This window comes from Pyrodictium occultum (genome assembly GCF_001462395.1).
GTDB lineage: Archaea > Thermoproteota > Thermoprotei_A > Sulfolobales > Pyrodictiaceae > Pyrodictium > Pyrodictium occultum.
The window spans coordinates 746783-765965 of sequence record NZ_LNTB01000001.1 but is presented as its reverse complement, the minus strand read 5'-3'; the positions used below and the strand labels follow the sequence as shown (position 1 = coordinate 765965).

The 19183-nt window shown below is 61.3% G+C and carries 20 protein-coding genes; 6 read left to right on the top strand and 14 right to left on the bottom strand.

All coding sequences use genetic code 11. The features are described 5' to 3' along the window. Nucleotides 1-30: 30 nt before the first annotated feature. Entirely contained in the window at nt 31-522 is a 492-nt protein-coding gene (locus CF15_RS04150) for a type II toxin-antitoxin system VapC family toxin (protein WP_058370667.1), read from the bottom strand. A 23-nt stretch (nt 523-545) separates the two neighbouring features. Beyond that, nucleotides 546-767 (bottom strand): CopG family ribbon-helix-helix protein, encoded by a 222-nt coding sequence (locus tag CF15_RS04145; protein ID WP_058370666.1) that lies wholly within the window; start codon nt 765-767, stop codon nt 546-548. Nucleotides 768-975: 208 nt separating this feature from the next. Here CF15_RS04145 and CF15_RS04140 point away from each other — a divergent pair, with 208 nt between their 5' ends. Continuing rightward, nucleotides 976-1185 (top strand): hypothetical protein, encoded by a 210-nt coding sequence (locus CF15_RS04140; protein WP_168371260.1) that lies wholly within the window; start codon nt 976-978, stop codon nt 1183-1185. On the opposite strand, the gene CF15_RS04135 is transcribed toward CF15_RS04140, so the two are convergent. From CF15_RS04135 to CF15_RS08825, 5 genes are all read right to left on the bottom strand, one after another. Further along, the gene (locus CF15_RS04135; RefSeq protein WP_058371378.1) at nt 1182-2150 is read right to left on the bottom strand and encodes an FAD-dependent thymidylate synthase; all 969 of its coding nucleotides are present in this window, start codon (nt 2148-2150) and stop codon (nt 1182-1184) included. The genes CF15_RS04140 and CF15_RS04135 overlap by 4 nt on opposite strands. A 147-nt stretch (nt 2151-2297) precedes the next feature. After that, nucleotides 2298-5291, bottom strand: a complete 2994-nt coding sequence (locus CF15_RS04130; RefSeq protein ID WP_236698120.1) for an adenosylcobalamin-dependent ribonucleoside-diphosphate reductase — start codon at nt 5289-5291, stop codon at nt 2298-2300. A gap of 386 nt (nt 5292-5677) precedes the next feature. Beyond that, a complete protein-coding gene (locus CF15_RS04125) occupies nt 5678-6118 on the bottom strand; it encodes a hypothetical protein (protein ID WP_058370664.1) in 441 nt (146 codons plus the stop codon). Between the two features lie 57 nt (nt 6119-6175). Continuing rightward, entirely contained in the window at nt 6176-6991 is an 816-nt protein-coding gene (locus tag CF15_RS04120) for a KaiC domain-containing protein (RefSeq protein WP_058370663.1), read from the bottom strand. A 122-nt stretch (nt 6992-7113) separates the two neighbouring features. Continuing rightward, nucleotides 7114-7503 (bottom strand): 6-pyruvoyl trahydropterin synthase family protein, encoded by a 390-nt coding sequence (locus tag CF15_RS08825; protein WP_058370662.1) that lies wholly within the window; start codon nt 7501-7503, stop codon nt 7114-7116. Nucleotides 7504-7625: 122 nt separating this feature from the next. On the opposite strand from CF15_RS08825, the gene CF15_RS04110 reads away from it, so the two are divergent. Beyond that, on the top strand, nt 7626-8117 hold the full coding sequence (locus CF15_RS04110) for a deoxyuridine 5'-triphosphate nucleotidohydrolase (RefSeq protein ID WP_058370661.1): 492 nt from the start codon (nt 7626-7628) through the stop codon (nt 8115-8117). Here CF15_RS04110 and CF15_RS04105 read toward each other — a convergent pair. After that, on the bottom strand, nt 8097-10229 hold the full coding sequence (locus CF15_RS04105; protein WP_058370660.1) for a MutS-related protein: 2133 nt from the start codon (nt 10227-10229) through the stop codon (nt 8097-8099). The genes CF15_RS04110 and CF15_RS04105 overlap by 21 nt on opposite strands. Nucleotides 10230-10336: 107 nt before the next feature. Between CF15_RS04105 and CF15_RS04100 the strand changes: the two genes are divergently transcribed. Genes CF15_RS04100 through gyaR form a run of 3 tightly spaced genes read left to right on the top strand, consistent with a single transcriptional unit; the run spans nt 10337 to nt 12835 of the window. Continuing rightward, nucleotides 10337-10894 carry a hypothetical protein gene (locus CF15_RS04100; RefSeq protein WP_168371259.1) on the top strand — a complete coding sequence of 186 codons (558 nt, stop codon included), beginning with the start codon at nt 10337-10339 and terminating at the stop codon, nt 10892-10894. Continuing rightward, on the top strand, nt 10855-11793 hold the full coding sequence (locus tag CF15_RS04095; protein WP_058370658.1) for a hypothetical protein: 939 nt from the start codon (nt 10855-10857) through the stop codon (nt 11791-11793). The genes CF15_RS04100 and CF15_RS04095 overlap by 40 nt, the downstream gene beginning before the upstream one ends. A 13-nt stretch (nt 11794-11806) precedes the next feature. Next, nucleotides 11807-12835, top strand: a complete 1029-nt coding sequence (gyaR, locus tag CF15_RS04090; protein WP_058370657.1) for a glyoxylate reductase — start codon at nt 11807-11809, stop codon at nt 12833-12835. 6 nt (nt 12836-12841) lie between these two features. On the opposite strand, the gene CF15_RS04085 is transcribed toward gyaR, so the two are convergent. Next, entirely contained in the window at nt 12842-14131 is a 1290-nt protein-coding gene (locus tag CF15_RS04085) for a Glu/Leu/Phe/Val family dehydrogenase (RefSeq protein WP_083494485.1), read from the bottom strand. 95 nt (nt 14132-14226) lie between these two features. Between CF15_RS04085 and CF15_RS04080 the strand changes: the two genes are divergently transcribed. Beyond that, entirely contained in the window at nt 14227-14685 is a 459-nt protein-coding gene (locus CF15_RS04080; RefSeq protein WP_058370656.1) for a hypothetical protein, read from the top strand. A 7-nt stretch (nt 14686-14692) separates the two neighbouring features. Here the strand turns inward: CF15_RS04080 and CF15_RS04075 are convergent, their stop codons facing one another. From CF15_RS04075 to ppa, 5 genes are all read right to left on the bottom strand, one after another. After that, nucleotides 14693-15838: a tRNA guanosine transglycosylase family protein gene (locus tag CF15_RS04075; RefSeq protein ID WP_201783083.1), complete on the bottom strand. Its 1146-nt coding sequence runs from the start codon at nt 15836-15838 to the stop codon at nt 14693-14695. 303 nt (nt 15839-16141) lie between these two features. Continuing rightward, the gene (locus CF15_RS04070; RefSeq protein ID WP_058370655.1) at nt 16142-16537 is read right to left on the bottom strand and encodes a hypothetical protein; all 396 of its coding nucleotides are present in this window, start codon (nt 16535-16537) and stop codon (nt 16142-16144) included. Nucleotides 16538-16541: 4 nt separating this feature from the next. After that, nucleotides 16542-17363 carry a radical SAM protein gene (locus CF15_RS04065; RefSeq protein WP_236698119.1) on the bottom strand — a complete coding sequence of 274 codons (822 nt, stop codon included), beginning with the start codon at nt 17361-17363 and terminating at the stop codon, nt 16542-16544. A gap of 148 nt (nt 17364-17511) precedes the next feature. After that, on the bottom strand, nt 17512-18435 hold the full coding sequence (locus CF15_RS04060; RefSeq protein ID WP_168371258.1) for an ARMT1-like domain-containing protein: 924 nt from the start codon (nt 18433-18435) through the stop codon (nt 17512-17514). Between the two features lie 148 nt (nt 18436-18583). Further along, nucleotides 18584-19123: an inorganic diphosphatase gene (ppa, locus tag CF15_RS04055; protein WP_058370652.1), complete on the bottom strand. Its 540-nt coding sequence runs from the start codon at nt 19121-19123 to the stop codon at nt 18584-18586. Nucleotides 19124-19183: the final 60 nt, after the last annotated feature.

The following is a 19183-nucleotide window of genomic DNA, read 5'->3' as shown; positions in this document are numbered from 1 at the left end:
GAGGGGTGTAAGAGGAGGCTAGAAAGGGGGTTAGCTGGACGGCATGTACGTGTAGCCTTTCACCCTCCGGAGCCGCTTGCTGAAGGTCGCTATCTTCTGGATGCGCAGCCTCTCCGCCACCGCTAGGGTTATGGCCTCGCTGAGGCCCAGCTCGTGCCTCCGTGCCAGCTCCACAGCCCTGGCTATGTCTTCCACGTTCACGCTGTAGACTGTAAGCCTCCCTATCCGGGCCAGCCGGGCTATATAGGATGCAAGCTTCTCCACCGCCTCAAGGGCCCTGGCCCTAACCTCGCTGCTGGACTCAAGCTTCTCGATGCTCTCCGGCAGCCCCGCTCCCGTGACTGCTGCCGCCGCGGCTACAGCGGTCTTGGAGAGAGCCTCGACCACAGCCGTGCTGGGTATCACGATGTCATCGCTGCCCTCCTCGGCCCGGCTGAAAATATTGACGGCGAAGTCTGCACCGCTCTCACCGAGGACCAGCCTAGAGAGCACGGTTGAGTCAACAAGTATAGGGCTCGCCAAGCCCCTATCACCCCCTGGGCAGGCTAGCCTGGCAGGATGTATTTGTCCAGCTGCTCCGGGTCAACCCCGGCCCGCACTATGCCGCGGAGCCCGCGGACGCTAGGCGCCCTCGAGTAGCGGATAAAGAGCTTCATAGCCTCCCTTATCGCCTCGCTCCTGGACAACCCGTGCTCCTGCGCCACGCGGTCGAACTCGCGGAGCAGCTCCTGGGGCACCCGGACATAGATGGCGGAGGTGCTGCTCATCACGACCACCTATAAGGCTTCTGCACTATTCTTGCGCGGGTATAGAGGAGAGAGCAAACCCGATATATACCTTTACATAGATTATGCTGTAACATATCCTAGCCCGGGTTAAAAGAGCCCCTAAGGAGGGATGAAGCCTCAAGCCACGAGGTAGGGTTATAATAGGAGAACGCCCCGGCCCCGGGAGGCCGGTGGAAGCCCAATGCCGGTGAGCCGCAAGTACACTGCATACAGGAAGGCGCTGGAGCAGCTCAAGCTACGCCAGCTAGACGTGTTCAGGTACAAGGACCACGATGAGATAAGGGTACTAACCCCAGACAATAAAGTTGTGCTGATAAAGCTGCCAAGGCACAGGGATGAAATGACCGTAGAGGAGTTCATGGAGTATGTGAGGAAATCCCTTGAAGAGAGCGGCTAGCCCCTTAAACCCCGCGGGCCTGCGGAGGCCCTGGAGGACTCCGCCGCGTATCTTAGGCAGCTTCTTATCCCGGGCTTCGGCACCATCTCGGGGCAGCGCGGGATTGTGAAGTCGCAGTCGCCGTTCAGGTATTGCTCTAGGCTGCAGGGCTCGGGCCTCACCCTGTTCTCCTCCAGGATGCATCTGGGGCCCGCGTAGCGGAATATCTCCGGGTGCACCTTCATGAGCTCTCTCCACACGCCCCATGCCAGCATGCGTATCTCCCACTGCGCGTGGCTGCACATCCTGAGCGGGAGGAAGGACTCCAGCAGCTCCCTGGCGTTCATGGTGAAGACTATCCTCGTCCTGACCGCCTGGGGGATGACCATGCGGGCGTCCTCCCTCGGCACCCTGCCGGCGAGCAGCCCGTAGTACTCCGCAGTGGCCCCGAGGTAGGCCCTCGCGACCCGAGCCATGGTCTCGGGGCTCCAGGAGGGGTTGAACACGTAGCCCCTGCTCGCGGCCACAATCAGCGCCCAGCCGCTTCCGTCGGGGCCTTCGAGCCTCCCTGCTGCTTCTCGTAGAACAGTCTCATAGACTCTGTAGTCGTTGGCGCTGGTTGGGCGCTCGGGGCAGCTGCCAACTCCCATGATACTACACACTTTCAGAGCCATGGATCTGAGGAAGCCCTCGGTGTACCGCATGCTCTGCTGCGTGTAGCTCGCCAGCCGGTGGCGGACGAGCTGGTGGCTGCAGACCCTGCTACACTCCGCCTCGAACGTGTAGACGGCGTGCTCCAGCGGGCTCCCGTGGCCCCGGCGCACCAGCTCCCGGATCCACTTCTCCACCTCGCCAGGCCCCATCTCCATGGCCCGCTCCACGGGCTTCTTGCTAACCGTTATCCGGGCCGCCGCGGCCACCAGGAGCGGCCCGTCCCGGGTATAGCGCAGGAGCCGAACCCTGACAGGAGGCTCCAAGGCCTGCATAGCGTTAGCCTGGGCTTCTAGCATACATGCCCCTTGAACTATGTCTTGTGGAACGGGCGGGAGCAAGTATATAAAACTAGAGATCAAGTGTCATGGGGCCCCAGGCTTTAACAGAGAGCCTCCCAGGGCTTCCCTGGAGCCGTGGGGCTATATCTCGCATGTCTTGCATGTGCTGTTCTCGGTGAGCTCTACCACTACCTCGCCTGTCTCCGTCTTCCTCTCCTTTACCTCGAAGAGCTCTCTGGCTCTGGTGTCGCGTTCTAGCTCCTCTTTCTTCATCCTCCTCCGGAGGTGGGTCATCCTCATTGTTTTCCGGTGGCCGTTCCCCCCGCGGCGTCTGATGGGCTTTGCTTCCAGCGTGTACTGTTCTCCCCCGAAGTAGATGACCTGCCTGCCCTTGCTCTCGTCGCGGTAGACTGTTACGCCCTTTAGGCCTCCTAGCCAGGCTAGGAGGTAGGCTGTGTACACCGCGTCCTTGGGCGCGTCCCTGGGGAGGTTGATTGTCTTGCTTATAGCCTGGTCTACGTAGAGCTGGGCTGCCATCTGGTGGGCTAGGTGGTACCAGACGTCGAAGTCCATGCTCATGGTGAAGAGCTTGGCCAGTCTCTCCACCTCGGCGAGGAAGCCGTTCATTATGCCCATGTTCATGAGCCTCTCCCTTACCTCGCCCAGGGCCCAGCGCAGGCTGCCCTTATGCCTCGCCACCGCCTCGTAGACGGCCGCCACCGCCTCCCTCGGGGCGTTGTAGCGGCGGGCCGCCTCCAGCAGGGCGTCGCGGAAGGGGCGGACTACCTCCAGGAACTCGCCGACGGCCACCACACGCTTGTAGACCAGGGCGAAGTAGGGCTCTATCCCGCTGCTGGTGCCCGCTATTATGCTTATAGTCCCCGTGGGCGCCACCGTCGTTGTCACTGTGTTCCTCGGGGCCCTCGCCCCCAGGCTCCTCCCGTACTGCCTGAGCACCTCCCACGCCCTGCCGGGGGCCCAGAGGGCTAGGGCCAGCAGGTGCCTCGGGCTCCTCGCCGCCTCCACCGGGCTCATCGACAGGGCCTCCTCCAGGTGCCTCCGCTCCACCCCGAACACCCTGGCCGCCACCCTCTCCAGCGTCTCGGCGGGCACCAGCTTCACCGAGCCGTCGCCGCCCACCCTCTCCCTGGCCAGGCCCACCAGCCTCTCCCTGACCTCCTCGGGCAGGGCGGCCTGGTGGTAGTGGAGCACCAGCCAGCCGTCCTCTATCCTGGCCACCTCGGCGGCCTTGACGAGGGCGGGGGTGTGGAGCTCCGCCAGCTCATCGGGCTCGGCGCGCTCCAGGCACTCCATCCTCCTCCAGTCCCAGCGGCGGCACTCGAAGGCGGGGGCGTGGCCGAGCCTGGCGCCCAGCTCCCAGCTCCTCTTCCAGCTGAACGCCTCCAGCGCGGCCATGACGGCCAAGGTGAAGGCTACCGCCTCGTCGCTGTCATAGGCCATGCCCAGCCGGGCGAGCGCGTCCGCGAGCCCCATGACGCCCAGGCCTATCTTCCTGGTGAACTTGTTGGCCCTATCCTGCCTGGGGTCGGGGTGCCTGTTGAGGTCTATAACCGCGTCCATAGCGTCGACAGCCGCCTCCACGTCGCGGGCGAACTCCTCCAGGTTGAAGCGGCCGGCCTCCACGTACTTGTCGAGACTCATGCTGCCCAGGTTGCAGCTCTCGAAGGGGTAGAGGGGCTGCTCCCCGCAGGGGTTGGTGGCGTTGACCGCTCCTAGCCAGGGAGTCGGGTTCCACTTGTTATGGTTGTCCGCAAGGAAGAGGCCGGGATCTCCACCCGCCCAGGCGTTCTCCACTATCTTCTCCCAGAGCCTCCGGGCGGGGTGGCGCCAGGCGTGGGGGTTCTTCTCGTCCACGCTGGCCTCCACGCCCCTCAGCCTGGCCTCCTCCCGGAGGGCCTCCAGGGCCCTCCCGCGGGCCTCCTCCAGCGTGTCCTCGAAGACGTTGAGATAGGGGTTGTCGAGGAGCCAGGGGTGCTTTGCCAGCAGCTTCCCCAGCCTCCCCATGCCCGTGGCCCTGCTCACGGTGTAGTGCAGCCTGTACACCCCGTCGCCCCGGTCGCTGTAGCGGGGGTTGACCATCCACCACTCCCCGTCCCGCAGCACGGCCTCCATGAAGGCGTCGTTGACGCCCACGCTTATGTTGAAGTTGGTTATGTTCGCGTCCTGGAGGGGGGGCTCCTTGGCCTGGATGAAGCCCGCGTCCTCCACCGTGCTCCAGCCGCCCCTGGTGAGCCTATCCAGGGCCTCCTTGACCGCCGGGTCTACCTCGTACTCCCCGTCCCCCTCGATGGTGTCTACTATCTCCTTCAGCTGGCGGAGCAGCTCCTGGAGCTGCGGGGGGAGCTTGTTCCAGAGGGCCGCCCAGGGGTCGAACCAGGGGTTGTAGACGTCGGGGTGCCAGGCGTGCATTATGCCCATGTTGGCCCCACGGCGCTTCCCGCCCTGCTTAACCATCTCGGTCACGACGTCGAATATCTGGATGAAGCTCATGGGCCCCGAGGCCTGGCCGCTGGTGCCCCTCACCACGTCCCAGCGGGGCCTCAGCTCGCTGAAGGAGAAGCCCTGGCCCCCGCCCCACTTGAAGGTCATCGCCTGCACGGTGGCTGCGTCCATTATCGCCCCCATATCGTCGTACACGGGGGTCACGTAGCAGGCGCTCAGCGTCCCCCGGGCGCCGTCGGCGTACATGTTGAAGAGGGTGGGGGAGTTGAACACGAAGCGGCGGCGGATCAGCAGCTCGTAGAGCCGCCTGGGCTCAACCCTCTCCCGGAACCCCAGGGCCACCCTGGCCATAACCATGCTGGGGGTCTCCATGTAGACCCCGTGCTCGCTCCTCGTCATGTACCTGGCCATCAGCACTCGCACAGCGTTATAGGTGAAGCCCATATCGTCCCCGCAGGGCTCCCCGCCAGCCCCCGCAGCCCTCTCCACGCACTCCGGCAGCGGAGCCAGCAGGCCGCCGTTAGGAGCCCTCTCCCTGTACCCCCTAACCACCTGCGCGTAGACCTCGCGGAGGAGCAGCCGCTTAGCCTCCTCCTCCGCCTCGGGCCGGTACAGAGACTCGCGGATAAGCTCCAACTGCCTTTCATCACTACCGCTGGTGCCTGCCACCACTGAGACACCCCTTTACTGGAGTTGCCGGGGAACCCTTACCCAGATTCCCTCTAAGAAGCCCGTGTAATACTCATTGAATTATGCTTCAGAGGGATGCCTTAGGCATTATAACGCTTTAGATAAGGGGCATGCGGGATCGCATTGATCCTTAGGGTGTCACGCGGCAATACCAGTACTCCTCTCAGCCTGTCAGGGCTACAAGGGCTGCAGTGTGAGCTCCACACTCCATATAATTGAATATTATTGAATACGTTAATTCCTGGCTATAGCCGCGCGACCTTTGCATAATAACCAAGCCATCAATCACTTTCACTTTCTCCAGGATGCCTCATACGGCTGCGGGTATCCATGCACCACGGCCGCAGGACAACTACGCCCGAAGAGCATTATACTATATGTACTGAAATTTTGTCATAAGGCTCCTCCTCGTAGTATAGCTTGCGTTTAGCCTGTAGATGCACCATCAAATCTCTCGTAGTGACCACGAAATAATCGTAGAGGAAGCTGGCGGGTGTTATAACTGTGAGGTACTTCTCGAAGTCGAGGTCTGTATAGATCACTTCAAAGTAGCCTACATACGTCCTACCCACGATATCCACGCGGGGGGCCTCCAGAGGCTTCAGCGGCTCAGCGAAGCCTATGTAGAGTGTCTTCCTATTCTTGTCCTCGACCTCCTTCCTGTAGCTGTACCTCGCCTCCAATAGTATGCTCCTTGGCTCGAAAAGCATTCTGGCGTTGGCGGCCCGCAGCTCGAGGGCATCGCTCATAACCCGTAGCTCTAGCGCGCCCGGCCCCCAGCGGACGTAGAAGTTCTCGTACTTCGCCATCCCTGCATCCTCCTTGAGGCAGCCCCGGGGCCTCGCAGCCCTGCCGGGGATGCTCTTCTATGCTTCGCTCTCGCTATCGGGGACTTCAAGCAGCTTCTGGAGTTCTGCTGCTAGCATCCTTGCGGCCACTGATGGGGGTAACGTGGTGTCCTCCTTCCTATATACGGTGGGCGCCTTGACTCTCATACCGGAGCCGTTCCTTATCTCTATCTCGTGCATCTGCAGGCTGTGCTCCGTCTGCCTCATCTTCTCTATTATCACGTACCGCCTCAGCTCCCCCCTTACTATGGACTTCCTGAACCTTATGATGCCGTCCGCTACATGCTCTATGCCGAAGCCGAAGCCCAGGCTTGTGGTGACTGCGTACTGGCTTATGAGGAGTGCTGTGAAGTCCCATCGGTAGAGGACGCGCTTTACATAGTAGCTGTATTTTCTCGCCATTGCTGGCTTGTCGAGCCAGAAGGCCGACATAGAGTCTACTACGAGGCGTGCCCTGCCGTAGCCTAGGTACTTTTTGGCCTCTATCACCTTGTTCACAAGGGTTTCCACGTCCAGCTCCTGGAGGCTCCAGGGGTCGTCCCTTCTACCCATGAGGGCGTCTATTACCACTAGCCTGCCGTCTCTAATCGCCTTTTCAAAGTCGAAGCCGAACATTGCAGCCTGCTTTATTATGCTCTCCCTTGACTCCTCCGTGGTCACGTATATGTTCTTGTCTCCCTGCCTTATCCCCTCGGCTATGAAGTGTATCGAGAATATCGTCTTGCCCGTGCCCGGCTCTCCTACAACGGCTACGAAGAAGCCCCGGGGTATGCCTCCCTGCACAAGCTTATCGAAGCCCGGTACCCCTGTCGGCAGGCGCTCAATCTCCACCATTACTGGTGTGGCACCCCGCACCAGCCAGTCCTGCCAGAGGAGGGGCGGCGAGAGCGTTCCATTCCGGCCCCGCTCTGCCTATAATCCCTGATCCGGCTGGTAGCGGCTAATCTGGCTACTGGCTACTCTGGAATCCCGGGGACTCCTGCGCGGTAGTAGGAGCAGTACCCGGTCGCCGTGCAGGCCTCCAGGTAGACGAGGTGTAGGCTGCGGCCGGTGCTCGCCAGCTTCTCCTCAAGGCAGCCACGGATCCTCGAGACCAGTATCTCGGCTGTTGCGTCTCTCACGCCGAGAGCCTCGTTCAAGTATCTATGGTCCAGGCTGCTGGCGCACTCCTCAAGCATGCTGAGGAGCCTGTAATGGTCTATCACAGTATTGTCCTCGGCTAGGCTGTCCTCGACGCAGGCCTTTACCCGGTAGTCGTGGCCGTGGAGCGAGGCCGCTGCACCCCCAAGGCTCTCGACGCGGAGCGCTACCGATATCCACGTGGAGACGCAGACGCCCAGAGGCATCGTCCACCCCTTCCAGGCTAGCTGGGCCCCTCCCTGGCGCGGGGGAGGGTGCATGGGGGAGGCTTCCGGACGAGCCTTCTTAGCTGCTAGCTGGGCCCTGGGGCGGCCGGGGCTGGGCGGCTTTGGCGCTTCCAGGGGCTCTCGCAGCTGCCAGTCTCCTCGCGGGAGCGGCTCCCGGGCAGGTGCAGCCCGCCGGCGTGGATCTACGAGTCGGCGAGATCCATGCATTCGAGGAGGAGGGCTTCCTGGGGACCGGGGGTAGGAGGCTGCCAGCCTCCAGGCCGCTTGAGCCCCACGGGGGAGGCTGGACCCTCGGGCCCGGCTTCTACAAGGTTGTATTCATGGACCCGGTGAGCATACCAGAGGACACTCTGGGGCTCTGCTTCCCGAGGAGCAGCCTGCTCCGCATGGGGGCGCTGCTCTCCTGCGCCGTCTGGGACCCCGGCTACCGTGGTAGGGGCGAGTCACTGTTGGTGGTGGGGAATCCCCGCGGAATCCGCCTGGAGGCCGGGGCAAGGGTGGCTCAGCTTGTGCTGATCCGGATCTACCCGCAGCAGGGGGCTAGGTATGAGGGCTTCTACCAGGGAGAGCGGCTAGCTGGTGAGAAGTTCTAGCACCTTCTCGAAGAACGCCCTCTCGCCGCTATTCTTGGAGCGGCGGAGAAGCTTGGTTACTATGAGCTCGGGGGTGGAGCGGGCTAGGTAATTGTACCGGGGGCTCCTGTCGACTATCAGGTTGTAGTTTTCATCAAGCCCCCTAGCCTCTATACCGTCTATCCTGACGCGGCTCCGGAGATCCCCCGGTATAGCCTCCATCACCTCGCCGGCCAGATGGCTTACTATTACTGCCACCGACTCGCTTGTCTCAGCTATTGACGACGCTATTGCAGCTACTATCCTCGCCGCCGCGTGGGCCTCGGTCACAGCCTCCAGCTCGTCTACGAGCAGGAGGACCCGGCGCCTCCTGGCTTCCTCGACTATAGAGGCTATCTTCCTCAGCGTCTCCTCCAGGCCGCCCGCATCCAGCATGCCGGTAGGCTTGGATATATAGTAGACGCGGTCGAAGCCGCCTATCCACGCCTTGGAGGCCGGCACCGGGAGCCCTGCGTGAGCCGCAAGCACTATCTCGCCTATCGTCTTCAGAAGTGTGGTCTTCCCGCCGCTGTTGGCACCGGTCAAGAGTATAACCCTCTCACAGCTCGTGCCCTCGGGACGGTAGGGGATGCAGCCAACCATGTAGTCGACGCGCTGCACCTCGGCGCCCGCAGCCAGCAGCCCTGCTTCCGCGGCCCCGGTGAATCCAACTCCCGTGAAGCTTCTGTCCAGCATGGGTATTGACCCATGGTTCTCCTCGATGAACTCGGTGGCTGCCAGGGCGAAGTCGCTCCAGGCAAGCGTCTCCGCTACCGCCGGCAGCAGGTCGAGGAGCTTCCCGAGCCTGCGGGCATGCCTCCTGGCGAACATGTAGAGTATTAGCTGTCTCTTGCGCTCCAGGAGGCTTCTAAGCCTCTCCACGGGCTCTCTCCTAACCTCTATCGGGAACTGGGGCTTCGGCTCAACAAGGCCCTCCAAGAGGCCGCGCTCCTCTGGCTCAAGGCCGAGGGCCTGGGCGAGCCTCTCCTCGGCCGCGGCGCTCACTTCCTCGAATATCTCGAGTAGCTCCTCGGGCACGCGTATCTGGCCCTCCTCCAGCGAGCTTATGAGCCGTAGTAGCTCGGCCGCGCTCAGCCTCAGCTCGCGCTCCTCGAGGCGGCGGCGGGCCTCCTCGTTAACCCAGACCTCGATGTCGGATACTATGGAGTCCAGCTTCTTCAACGCGGAGGAGAGGCGCTGGTAGTCCGGGTCCACCTCGCCCCGTTCAAGCAGGCTGATTGCCTCAAGCGCCTCCCTCGAAAGGCTGGCCGCCGTCTCAACCCCGCGCGGATCCAGCCCTGCAGCCCTCGCCGCCTCCGAGAGGAGAGCGGGCGCCGTGTCGTGTAGCTGGACTAAGGCCTCGAGTATGCCGCGGTTAGCCCTCAGTATTTCTATAACGGCCTCGGGCACCACCGTGTACGGGTCGAGGCTGTCTATCTCCACAACGTCCTCCCGGCCGGCCGTGTCCACCATGTATGCGAGGACTAGGCCATGGCCTGGAGCCTCCTCGGCCAAGCCCGCCTCAACAACCACTACGCCCTCCGCGAGGCCGCTGAGGGCGCGGCGGGCCTCCTCACCCCTGCCAGGGGGCACCAGGATGACGCGGTCTAGCCTCACCAGGGGCTTCCTAGGCCAAGAGGCTCCTGCAAGGGCTCCTCTCAGCCTCCCCCGCACGTCCCGTGAAACGCGGGAGGCCGCCTCGACAAGCCTCCTGGTCCTCGTTATGCTCTTTTCCACCTCCGGCCAGGCCCTGGCGGGGACAGGAGCTAGCGACACGGCTATGTCCCTGCCGGGCTCGGAGGCCATGTAGCGAGTGAAGAGCCTGAGAGCCGTGTCGTAAAGCCTGGCCGCGTCCAGCGTGCCCAGCATTTCCCCGGGCTTGTAGCCGCCCAGGAGCCCTCTGGCCTGCTGGACTAGGCGTAGGGCTCTACGCGGCGAGGAGAGGGCCTCCGCCACCCTGGCTACCTCGCCGCGTAGCAGCGCCTGGATAGCCGCCTCCTCGGAGCCGAAGTAGACTACCAGCTTCTCATAGGCCTTCTCGCCCACGCCAGGTATGTCGCGGAGCCCTAGCCTGCGCCCCCGCTGCGCTGCCACCGGGCCTCCCCGCCCTCCCCTTATCCCAGGCTCCCGTACCACTATGGGGCCCGGCGCGCTAGGCTCTAATGACGCTACTTAGACACCGTTTTATAGCCGGGCGCTTCTTGGAGCGGCCGGGTGGAATCATGGCAATCGTTGAGCGGCTTGAAGAGGCTGCCAGGAGTCTGGAGGCCCTTGCCAGCCAGATAAGGAGGGGTATAGGCCCGGCGGAGAGCCTTATCGAGAATAGGGCTAACACGGCCATAAGCGCCATAGCTGATACCGTAGATCATATAGCCGAGGCCTTGAGGAGGCTTAGGTGCATAGCCGAGGCCCGAGGAGCGAAGGACCGTGTCGTGCCACTCTGCGTCACCTGGAGGGCGCTCGAAGAGGACGGCGGCCTAGTTCTTGTACGCGTAAAGCCCGAGACCGTTATCTCGCTGCGCGGCGGCAGGCTAGTGTTCCACCGCGGCAACACCCGCCTGGAGGCAGAGGGCCGCAGGGTAAGGCTCTGCAAGCTCAGCTACTGCAAGGAGTTCGACCCGGCAGATAGGAGGCAGATAGTGGAGGAGCTGCCTCAGATATTCTACCTCCTCCGCGGCATATCCAACAATGTCAGGAAGACACTGGAGAGCATCATCGTGTGTGCCAGGAGGGAGGCGCCAAACTGCACGAGGATCTAGGCCCGGTCGAGGGCTGGATAGCCTACACGAGCCACACTATAGGGTTTGTGAAGGGGTGTTTCCAGCCCCTCCCCCTGCTGTTCTACACGCCCCGGATAGTGGACGGACGGAAGACCTGGATCCTCCCAAGGACAGTGCCGCCCGACGAGGGCTTGGCTGCCGGGAGGGAGCCGTGCCTCGGAGGCCGGGAGACCCTTCTCCTACGCCCCGGGAGGGCTAGGCTCGAGTCTCCAGTAGCCGCTGCAAAGAGGCTGCGCTCCTGCAGTACGAGGCTCTGCAGGGCCGCGCTACAGCTGCTCGACGAGCTGAGGGCCTACACCGAGCTGGCGGGTGTCACGGGAGGGCTAGCCTACAACCCCGCCGGGGCAGGCGACATAGACATCGTGGTCTACGGTACCGGTATTGAGGAGGTCTACAAGCTGCTACAGGATCTAAGGATTGAGGGGGTGACGAGGCCCTACCACGGGAGAGGCCATGGCTGGAGCAGGGCTGACATGGAGCTGAACAGGGCCATAGCCGGGGACCGTGTCCTCATAGGATACATGGGCGGGTTCGAGTACAATGTTAAGCTCGTGCCCTGCAGGAGGCCCGCACGCTGCACACCCATAAGGATACTAGCCGAGGGGGCCCTCGTAAGGGGTGTACTGCGCCCCGTCTCTCCCTACACAGTGCCGGCCCTCTATAAGCTGGAGCTCGAGAAGCCCCTCCGCCTAGGCCTGGGGAGCTATAACTGGATCTACCTGCTCACCCACCGGCTCCGCTACACAGAGATGCCGAGAGGCTTGAGGGTAGAGGTGCTAGGCGACATCGAGCATTTTGAGGGCTCTGTTAGGCTGGTGCCGGACCACGGCGGCTACGTAAAACCCTTGAACCACCGGCCTGGGCCCGTAAGGCCCTAGGAGGGCGGCCTTTATGAAGCCCCGCATATTCGTTACCAGGAGGCTCCCGGGGCCCTGCTTTAAGAGGCTCCTAGAGGAGTTCGAAGCGGAGGTCTGGCCCGAGTGGAGGCACCCGCCCTACGACATACTCCTCCAGAAGGCGGTGGAGTTTGAGGGCATAGTATCGCTGTTGACAGATAATATTGACTGCAGGCTGCTCACCGAGGGGGCTAGGGCGGGGCTCCGGATAGTGGCCCAGTACGCCGTCGGCTACGACAACATAGATGTCGACTGCGCCACCCGCAACGGGGTCTACGTCACAAACACGCCTAACGTGCTCACAGAGGCAACTGCAGAGCTCACGTGGGCTCTCATACTAGCCACGGCGAGGAGGATAGTGGAGGCGGACCACTATGTTAGGAGCGGGGAGTGGTATAGGAGTGGCACGGGCTGGCATCCAGAGCTGCTCCTCGGCATGGAGCTTGAGGGCAGGACTCTAGGCATCATAGGCTTCGGCCGGATAGGCCGCGCGGTAGCCCGGATCGGCGCGAAGGGCTTCGGGATGAAGGTGCTCTACTACAGCAGGCACCGTGCCCCCGAGGAGGTTGAGCGGGAGCTAAACGCTACCTACGTCCCGCTGGAGACCCTGCTACGCGAGTCCGACGTTGTAAGCATACACGTCCCGCTAACCCCCGAGACCAGGCATATGATAGGTGAGCGGGAGCTGCGGCTAATGAAGCCTACAGCCATACTCGTCAACACGGCGCGGGGGGCTGTGGTAGACACTGAAGCGCTGGTGAAGGCCCTTCGGGAGGGCTGGATAGCTGGTGCCGGGCTAGACGTGTTCGAGGAGGAGCCCCTGCCACCGGACCACCCGCTCACAAGGCTCCCCAACGTGGTCCTGGCGCCCCACATAGGGAGCGCCACCAGGAAGGCCAGAGAGGCCATGACCTGCGCCGTGCTCGATAACCTGCTGGCGTTCAAGCGGGGCGAGGTTCCGCCGAACCTGGTGAACCCAGAGGTTGTGGAGAAGAGGAAGCCGGGCTTCAGCACCCAGGGCTAAAAGGGACTATATGAGGCCGCGGAGCCTCATAGCCTCCACGACCCTCTTCACCGCTAACGCGTAGGCTGCATCCCTCATGCTGTGCTTGCCGGGCTCGAGCGCTCGGTGCCAGAAATCCCAGACCTCTACCGTGTTACGGGTCATCTTCTCCTCGAGGCGGCGGCGGGCCTCCTCCTCGCTCACCCAGCCGCCCATACGGTTGTTAACCCACTCTATGTGGCTGGCTATGACGCCGCCCGCGTTGGCTAGTATGTCGGGGACTATGACCACGCCCTTTCTGGATAGGTACTGGTCCGACTCCGCCGTGACGGGGCCGTTAGCACCCTCCACGATGAGCTTGGCCTTTATCCTGGACATGTTCTCCTCTGTTATAACGTCCTCTATCGCTGCCGGTACTAGTATGTCGACATCCAGCTCCAGCAGCTCCTCGTTGCTTATCCTCCTCTCAGCCTTCTCGTAGTTGATGACTGATCCTGTCTTGTTCTTCACCTGCTTAACCTCGTCCGGGTCGAGCCCCTTGGAGCTGTATATGCCTCCATGGCTGTCGCTCACAGCAACCACTATAGCGCCCATCTCGTGGAGGAACTTGGCAGCATAGTAGCCCACATTGCCGTAGCCCTGCACAGCCACAGTCCTCCCCTCGAGGCCTCCCCACATCCTCTTAGCAGTCTCCCTAGCCGCTACAGCTACCCCGAAACCGGTGGAGTAGACCCTGGTCTCCAGGCCTCCCAGCTGCTTAGGCTTCCCGGTTATCACTGCGAAGGCGTTCTCGCCGGTGAGCCTATAGTACTCGTCCATCATCCAGGCCATTATCTGCGGGTTGGTGTAGACATCTGGCGCCGGTATGTCGGTGTCGGGGCCTATGTACTTGTACAGCGCGCGTATGTACCCGCGGGAGAGCTGCTCTAGCTCCCGGGTGGAGAGGGTATGTGGGTCAACCCTTACACCACCCTTGCCGCCTCCATAGGGGAGGCCTGCGAGTGCATTCTTCCACGTCATCATCATGCTTAGTGCCTCGACCTCCTCCATAGTTACGCCGGGGTGAAAGCGTATACCGCCCTTATAGGGGCCGAGGGCGCTGTTATGCTGGCTCCTCCAGCCAATAAACACTCTCACACTGCCATCATCCATGCGCACCGGGATCTTGACCTCTATAACGCGCTCGGGCAGGCGGAGCATATCGTAGATGCTCTCATCGTAGCCTAGCAGCTCTATAGCGTGGTGAAGAATCTTCTCCGCCTCCTGGAGGAGGCGCTTCGAGTTGGCAGAGGACCGCCTAGATTCTGAGGAGGACATAGAGGCATACCTCCACGTGTTTATTATAATGCTGGTGGGATTTAACGCTATGCGTTTATGGTGCTTAGGTTGTGCCACCGGAGGGCAGGGCCCCTATGAGGAGGAGGGCAGAGTCAAGCGGGCACATTGCCGTCGAGGGCTCCATAGTTATGATAGACTTGGACCGGTTCGGCGAGGTTGTAGAGGAGAGAGGTTGGAGCGAGTACCAGCCTAACCCTGCTACAGGGCTACTTACGAGCCTTGTGGAGTCGTTTTTGAGGAAGTGGCATGGCGTGATAGTGTATGGTCTAGACGAGACTAGGGGCACCGAGGAGGCGGTTATAGAGATACCGCTGGTGGAGCCGGTAGAGCTGAGAAGAGATCTCGAGCGCATCCAGAGGGAGTTGAACAGTATAGGCGTGGGCGTCACAATAGTCGCTGTAAAGGGTTATGTCCTCGGCAAGCCGGCTAGGAGCAGGAGGGAGGCCTACACAGCCACTCCTTTCCGCCGCTATGCGGCGTCCCTGCTCCGCGAGGCCAAAAGACGCGGGGGAAACCGGCTAATCATAGCATAGGCGCTGGCTAGACCCTCTCGATGGAGGTTGCCATATCCGCGCTGCCGGGGGTGGAGCTGGGTAGCCGCTCTACCGTGGCTATCTCTCTCACCTCCTCGCCAGCTTCCATCTCGACTGTGCCAGGCTGATAGCTGAGCAGGGTTGCGAGCTTCGCCTCAAGCTCCTCCGGCGGAAGCCTGAATAGAGCCCTGGCCGACTCGTAGAGCTTTACAAATGGCTTGCTGGCCCCGTTGTAGGTGCCGCCGTTGCTGGCTACCTGTAGGAGCACCCAGGCGTTGAACAAGGCGCGGGCCTCGAAGCTTGAGACCAGGCTCTCATGGCTCACGTTGAGCAGCTTGGATGCCTTGTCGACGAAGCTTCTGTACACCGCTACCTCGTTCTCGTCCCGGAGCACTGCTGGGCCGAAGCGGACCCTCTGGCCGCTTATATGGCGCTCGCCAAGGCCCGGCACGATTATCTTTCCGAAGGCCGCCTTATGCCTCCACGTCTGAGTATCCCCGCTGTCGACTCCAACCACCCGAAGGAGGGGTATCACGGCAGCCGAGGCTAGGCCGAGGGCGTGGAGCCTCCCCCTCCACAGCTTGCGTAGGAGGATTAGGAAGAGCACGGCCTTGAGCCTTGAGTATCTACCGGACCGCTGCATGAAGTACGGGATGAGCCCGCCGGCCGCGGCTACCGGGCTATGGGGCTCGTAGCAGCGCAGCTGGAGCCTTAGCGACTCGCCTACAGATATGTGGAATACCGGGATAAGCCTTCCTTCTTCGACCAGGCTTCTAAGCATACCCTTGAGCGACATGAAGCTGGATATCGTCTTGGCTATTTTCCTGGCGCGCATGCTCGGGTCGTCCATGGGGCCCGGGGGGTAGTCGAGGCTAATGTAATAGTCGGCGTCGACCTCTCGGTAGATCTTAGCTATCTTGTAGGTGCCTGGATCCATGCTTCTCTTGAGGAACTGGTAGCCGCCACTGTCTATCCAGAGCTCGGTATCATCGTCTATGCCTAGAAGCTTGCGTAGGCCCCTCCCGCGCACACGGCTGAGACCAACTCTCATTATGTCATAAGCGTTGACCATCACCCCCGGGACGTTGAGGATAAACCATGGCTGCGGCACGGCGTTGATCGGCGTCCCGAGGATCAGCTTGAAACCGCCCATGGTGATACGCCAGTATTACTGCAATACCAGAGGCCTCATGGACTAAAGCCGTTATCCGGAGGAAAGACCATGGGTATAATAAACGCGAGTTAAACTTTATGGCTATAAGCCCTCCCTCCGAGCCCTGGGTTTAGGGGGATGAAGAAGCTCGAAAGGGCAGATGCCATGCCGGCAGAAAAGGCGGTGAAGAGCCGCGCAGCACGGACCCGCCTCCAGGGGTGCAACGTTTAGGGAAGCCTCAGGGTGATGAGGTTACGCACTCTATGAGCCCGCGCAACCATGGCGGCGATGAAAGCGCCCACCTCACTGACACACTAGTCCACATTCATACCCGGCGCCGCCGCAGGATACACGGACATCGAAAACCCCCTCACCGCCGGCCCTCAGCTCTATCTCCGGCCTCTCACAGCCTGGAGGGATGACCAGCAGCACTGTGCCGAGATCCCGGTACCGGCGCTCCTCCACAACCAGGCCCTGGAGGCCCATACCCGTGTAGGCGGCGTAGAGGTCTCCCGCCAGGAGCCTCAGAGCCCGCAGAGCCGCTGGCTTAGGGCCGCAGGCTAGGAGGCCTATGTACTTGCAGGAGAGTCTAGCCAGAGTCTCCACCGGCGAGTCGTAGGCGTCGAGAGCAGCAGACCCGCCCTCATCGAGAGAGGCGAAGCCCCCGAAGATGTTGACCCTGGCCAGCCTCACAGCCAAAAGCCTACCCCGGCTCGTAGGAGAACCTGGGCTTCAGCCCCAAAAGGCGTAGGCGGCGCCTGGCGGGCTGGTAGAGCACGAGGGGCTCCACCTCAACACCCTCCAGGGCCTCCGGCCCCGCCTCCTCGGCGAGCCTCTCCAGCAGCCTCGCCCAGCACTCCTCGCTCCCGAAGGCAGCGAATAGCGCTACATGAAAGGATACTCCATAGTCTGCGAGGTACCGTATAGCACGGATGGGGTACTCGAAGAACTCGGGCCGGGCCCCCGTTATGAGGGCGAAGAGGTCGGGGCTGCACGCCTTGATCGAGACCCTTACATGCAGCCGGCGGAGCCCGGCCAGAGCCTTCACATAGCCTGGGCGGGCGCCGAGGAGCACCCCGTTGGTCTCGAGTATGAAGGTGAAGCGCCCATCCTGCTCAATAAGCTCTAGGAGCTTTCGGAGGTGCTGGAACCCTATAGTAGGCTCGCCGCCGGACAGCCTTACGTATCTATACCTCCTCGAGGAGGCTATCTCCGTGAGCCTCCGATACGACTCCTCGGGTGACACGAAGAAGCCTAGCCTTAGATCATCCCGGGGCCTCCCAGTCCAGCAGAAGGCGCAGCGGAGGTTGCACCCGACTACATCTCCTACAGCGCTTCCACCATAGAAACGGCTCCCCCTAAACCGGTAGTACTTCCGGAGCTCGCCCTTCACCACCCTCTTCTCTATCTCATCAGCCAGCTTTACGGGGTCAAAGCCCCTCAACCTGGGCCGGGCGGCCCTGGAGCCCTCGCCCTTGGAGGCTGAGGCCATCCGGGCACCTGGACACTTGCCGGAGAGGGGCATACTATATACCTGGAGATGCTTAGGGGCTAGCAGTGGGTGAGTGAAAGAACCCCGGCTGAGCCTCCGTCCGGCCCAGCCTCGCCACGGAGGGATGACGAGGTCCTATCCTTACTGACACTGTGCAAGGACTATCCTCTCCTGCCGGGCCTTAGCCCTGCCGAGGCTTCTCCTGAAGCACTATGTTGAAGCTCCTTGGAGGCAGGTTGAAGGCTCTAGCAATAACCGGGCATGGAACGGCAAAGAGAAAGAGCATGGGCGCCTCAACCGGGTTGTTATGGAAGTATGTTGCCTGAAGCTCTCCCTTGACGACAACCAGCGAGGCGTTATTCAACTGCTCGTATAAATGCTCATTACTATCAATTGTCACCGTGACATCATCGCTCCCCAGGTCTATTACCTCCGATAGTGTATCTGCTATCCCTATAGACTCAAGGTCCTCGGTAACCACGTAGTCCTCGTACCTATCGCTACGTGTAATGCCGGCAACGCTAAGCCCCAAATCGTTCACGAGAATCCTCAACAGTATCGCATCATAGGGCAGCTCGAAGACCGAGCCGAAGAGGTAGTAGATGGTCCCACCGTTCCGCTGTAGGTCGTGGAGTAGCCTTACCACTCGCCTTGTATCATCGCGCCCTACTTGCAGGGAGGTGCCAAGAGCTGTCAAGTCCACTGTAGAGGGGGGCTCCTCTAGAATCTTATCTGGGGTGTTGAAAGCCCTGTAGCCGGTTGCAAGGCTTGCCGCCCGGAGGGCGAGGGATAGCCTCTCATCTATAGGCTTGCCCGCAATCAAGTCTTCTATACTCTTTGCTCTAGCCACGGCTTTACTGAGGTTCTGCTCTATAAGCTGCTCGTAGGGTGTACTCTGCTTCACTAGTGCTTTGAGCCTCCTAAACGATACGGTAGCAAGCTCCACTACCTCGGTGTCAGGTGTAATATAGAGGTTTACCGCGTCAAGCAGCTGCCGGTATATGGCGAGCTTCTCGGAGTTATCTATGGGGAGGGCTTCTAGCTCAGCAGCTCTCCTCATTGATATGCATGCCGTACAGTAGGGCGTTATATGCAAGAATGACACCTGCGCATCAGGACTGTTCCCGCCCATGCTACCCCGTGCCTTGCCGAGACTGCGGCCCCGGAGCCTATTAGACCCGAGAGGGGTGGCCAAAAACACTGGCCCCACAGCAGCACGGGGTCTTCTTAGAGGGCTATTCTTCGACCTGGGCTCAGCCCTTCTTGGAGCGGTAGCGCTCGATAGCATCCTTTATCCTGCGCTTGGCCTCCTCGGGGCCTAGCCACTCGCGCACCTTTACCCACTTGCCCGGCTCAAGCTCCTTGTAGTGCTCGAAGAAGTGCTTTATCCTATCCCTCAAGACCTCTGGCAGATCATCTATGCTCTTTACATTCTTAAAGCTCGGGTCGAGCTTGTCCTTAGGCACAGCTACTATCTTGCTGTCGGGGCCCTCCTCATCCTCCATAACAAGTACTCCTATAGGCCGAGCCTCTATAACTGTGCCGGGGAGAACCGGCTGAGCAGTTATAACGAGTACATCGACGGGGTCGCCGTCCTCCTCAAGAGTGCCTGGCACGAACCCATAATTGAAGGGATACACCATTGAGGTGTAGAGGAATCTATCAACCTTTATGACGCCTGCCTCCTCGTCATACTCGTACTTTACGTTGCTGCCCATGGGAATCTCTATGAAGACGTTTACTACCTCAGGGGCGTCCTTCCCGGGTCCTAGCCTCCCATGTATGCTGGACATTCGCTTCACCGTGTGCCTACAGCTGGAGCCTTCTCAAGGGTATTAAATCATTATACTCTG

Excerpts from the sequence above, each read along its gene's own strand:
- CF15_RS04080 (WP_058370656.1), top strand. The coding sequence starts at position 14,227 with ATGAGGAGGAGGGCAGAGTCAAGCGGGCACATTGCCGTCGAGGGCTCC.
- CF15_RS04120 (WP_058370663.1), bottom strand. The coding sequence starts at position 6,991 with ATGGTGGAGATTGAGCGCCTGCCGACAGGGGTACCGGGCTTCGATAAG.
- CF15_RS04075 (WP_201783083.1), bottom strand. The coding sequence starts at position 15,838 with ATGGGCGGTTTCAAGCTGATCCTCGGGACGCCGATCAACGCCGTGCCG.
- CF15_RS04085 (WP_083494485.1), bottom strand. The coding sequence starts at position 14,131 with ATGTCCTCCTCAGAATCTAGGCGGTCCTCTGCCAACTCGAAGCGCCTC.
- CF15_RS04135 (WP_058371378.1), bottom strand. The coding sequence starts at position 2,150 with ATGCAGGCCTTGGAGCCTCCTGTCAGGGTTCGGCTCCTGCGCTATACC.
- gyaR (WP_058370657.1), top strand. The coding sequence starts at position 11,807 with ATGAAGCCCCGCATATTCGTTACCAGGAGGCTCCCGGGGCCCTGCTTT.
- CF15_RS04145 (WP_058370666.1), bottom strand. The coding sequence starts at position 767 with ATGAGCAGCACCTCCGCCATCTATGTCCGGGTGCCCCAGGAGCTGCTC.
- CF15_RS04065 (WP_236698119.1), bottom strand. The coding sequence starts at position 17,363 with ATGCCCCTCTCCGGCAAGTGTCCAGGTGCCCGGATGGCCTCAGCCTCC.
- ppa (WP_058370652.1), bottom strand. The coding sequence starts at position 19,123 with ATGTCCAGCATACATGGGAGGCTAGGACCCGGGAAGGACGCCCCTGAG.
- CF15_RS08825 (WP_058370662.1), bottom strand. The coding sequence starts at position 7,503 with ATGCCTCTGGGCGTCTGCGTCTCCACGTGGATATCGGTAGCGCTCCGC.
- CF15_RS04125 (WP_058370664.1), bottom strand. The coding sequence starts at position 6,118 with ATGGCGAAGTACGAGAACTTCTACGTCCGCTGGGGGCCGGGCGCGCTA.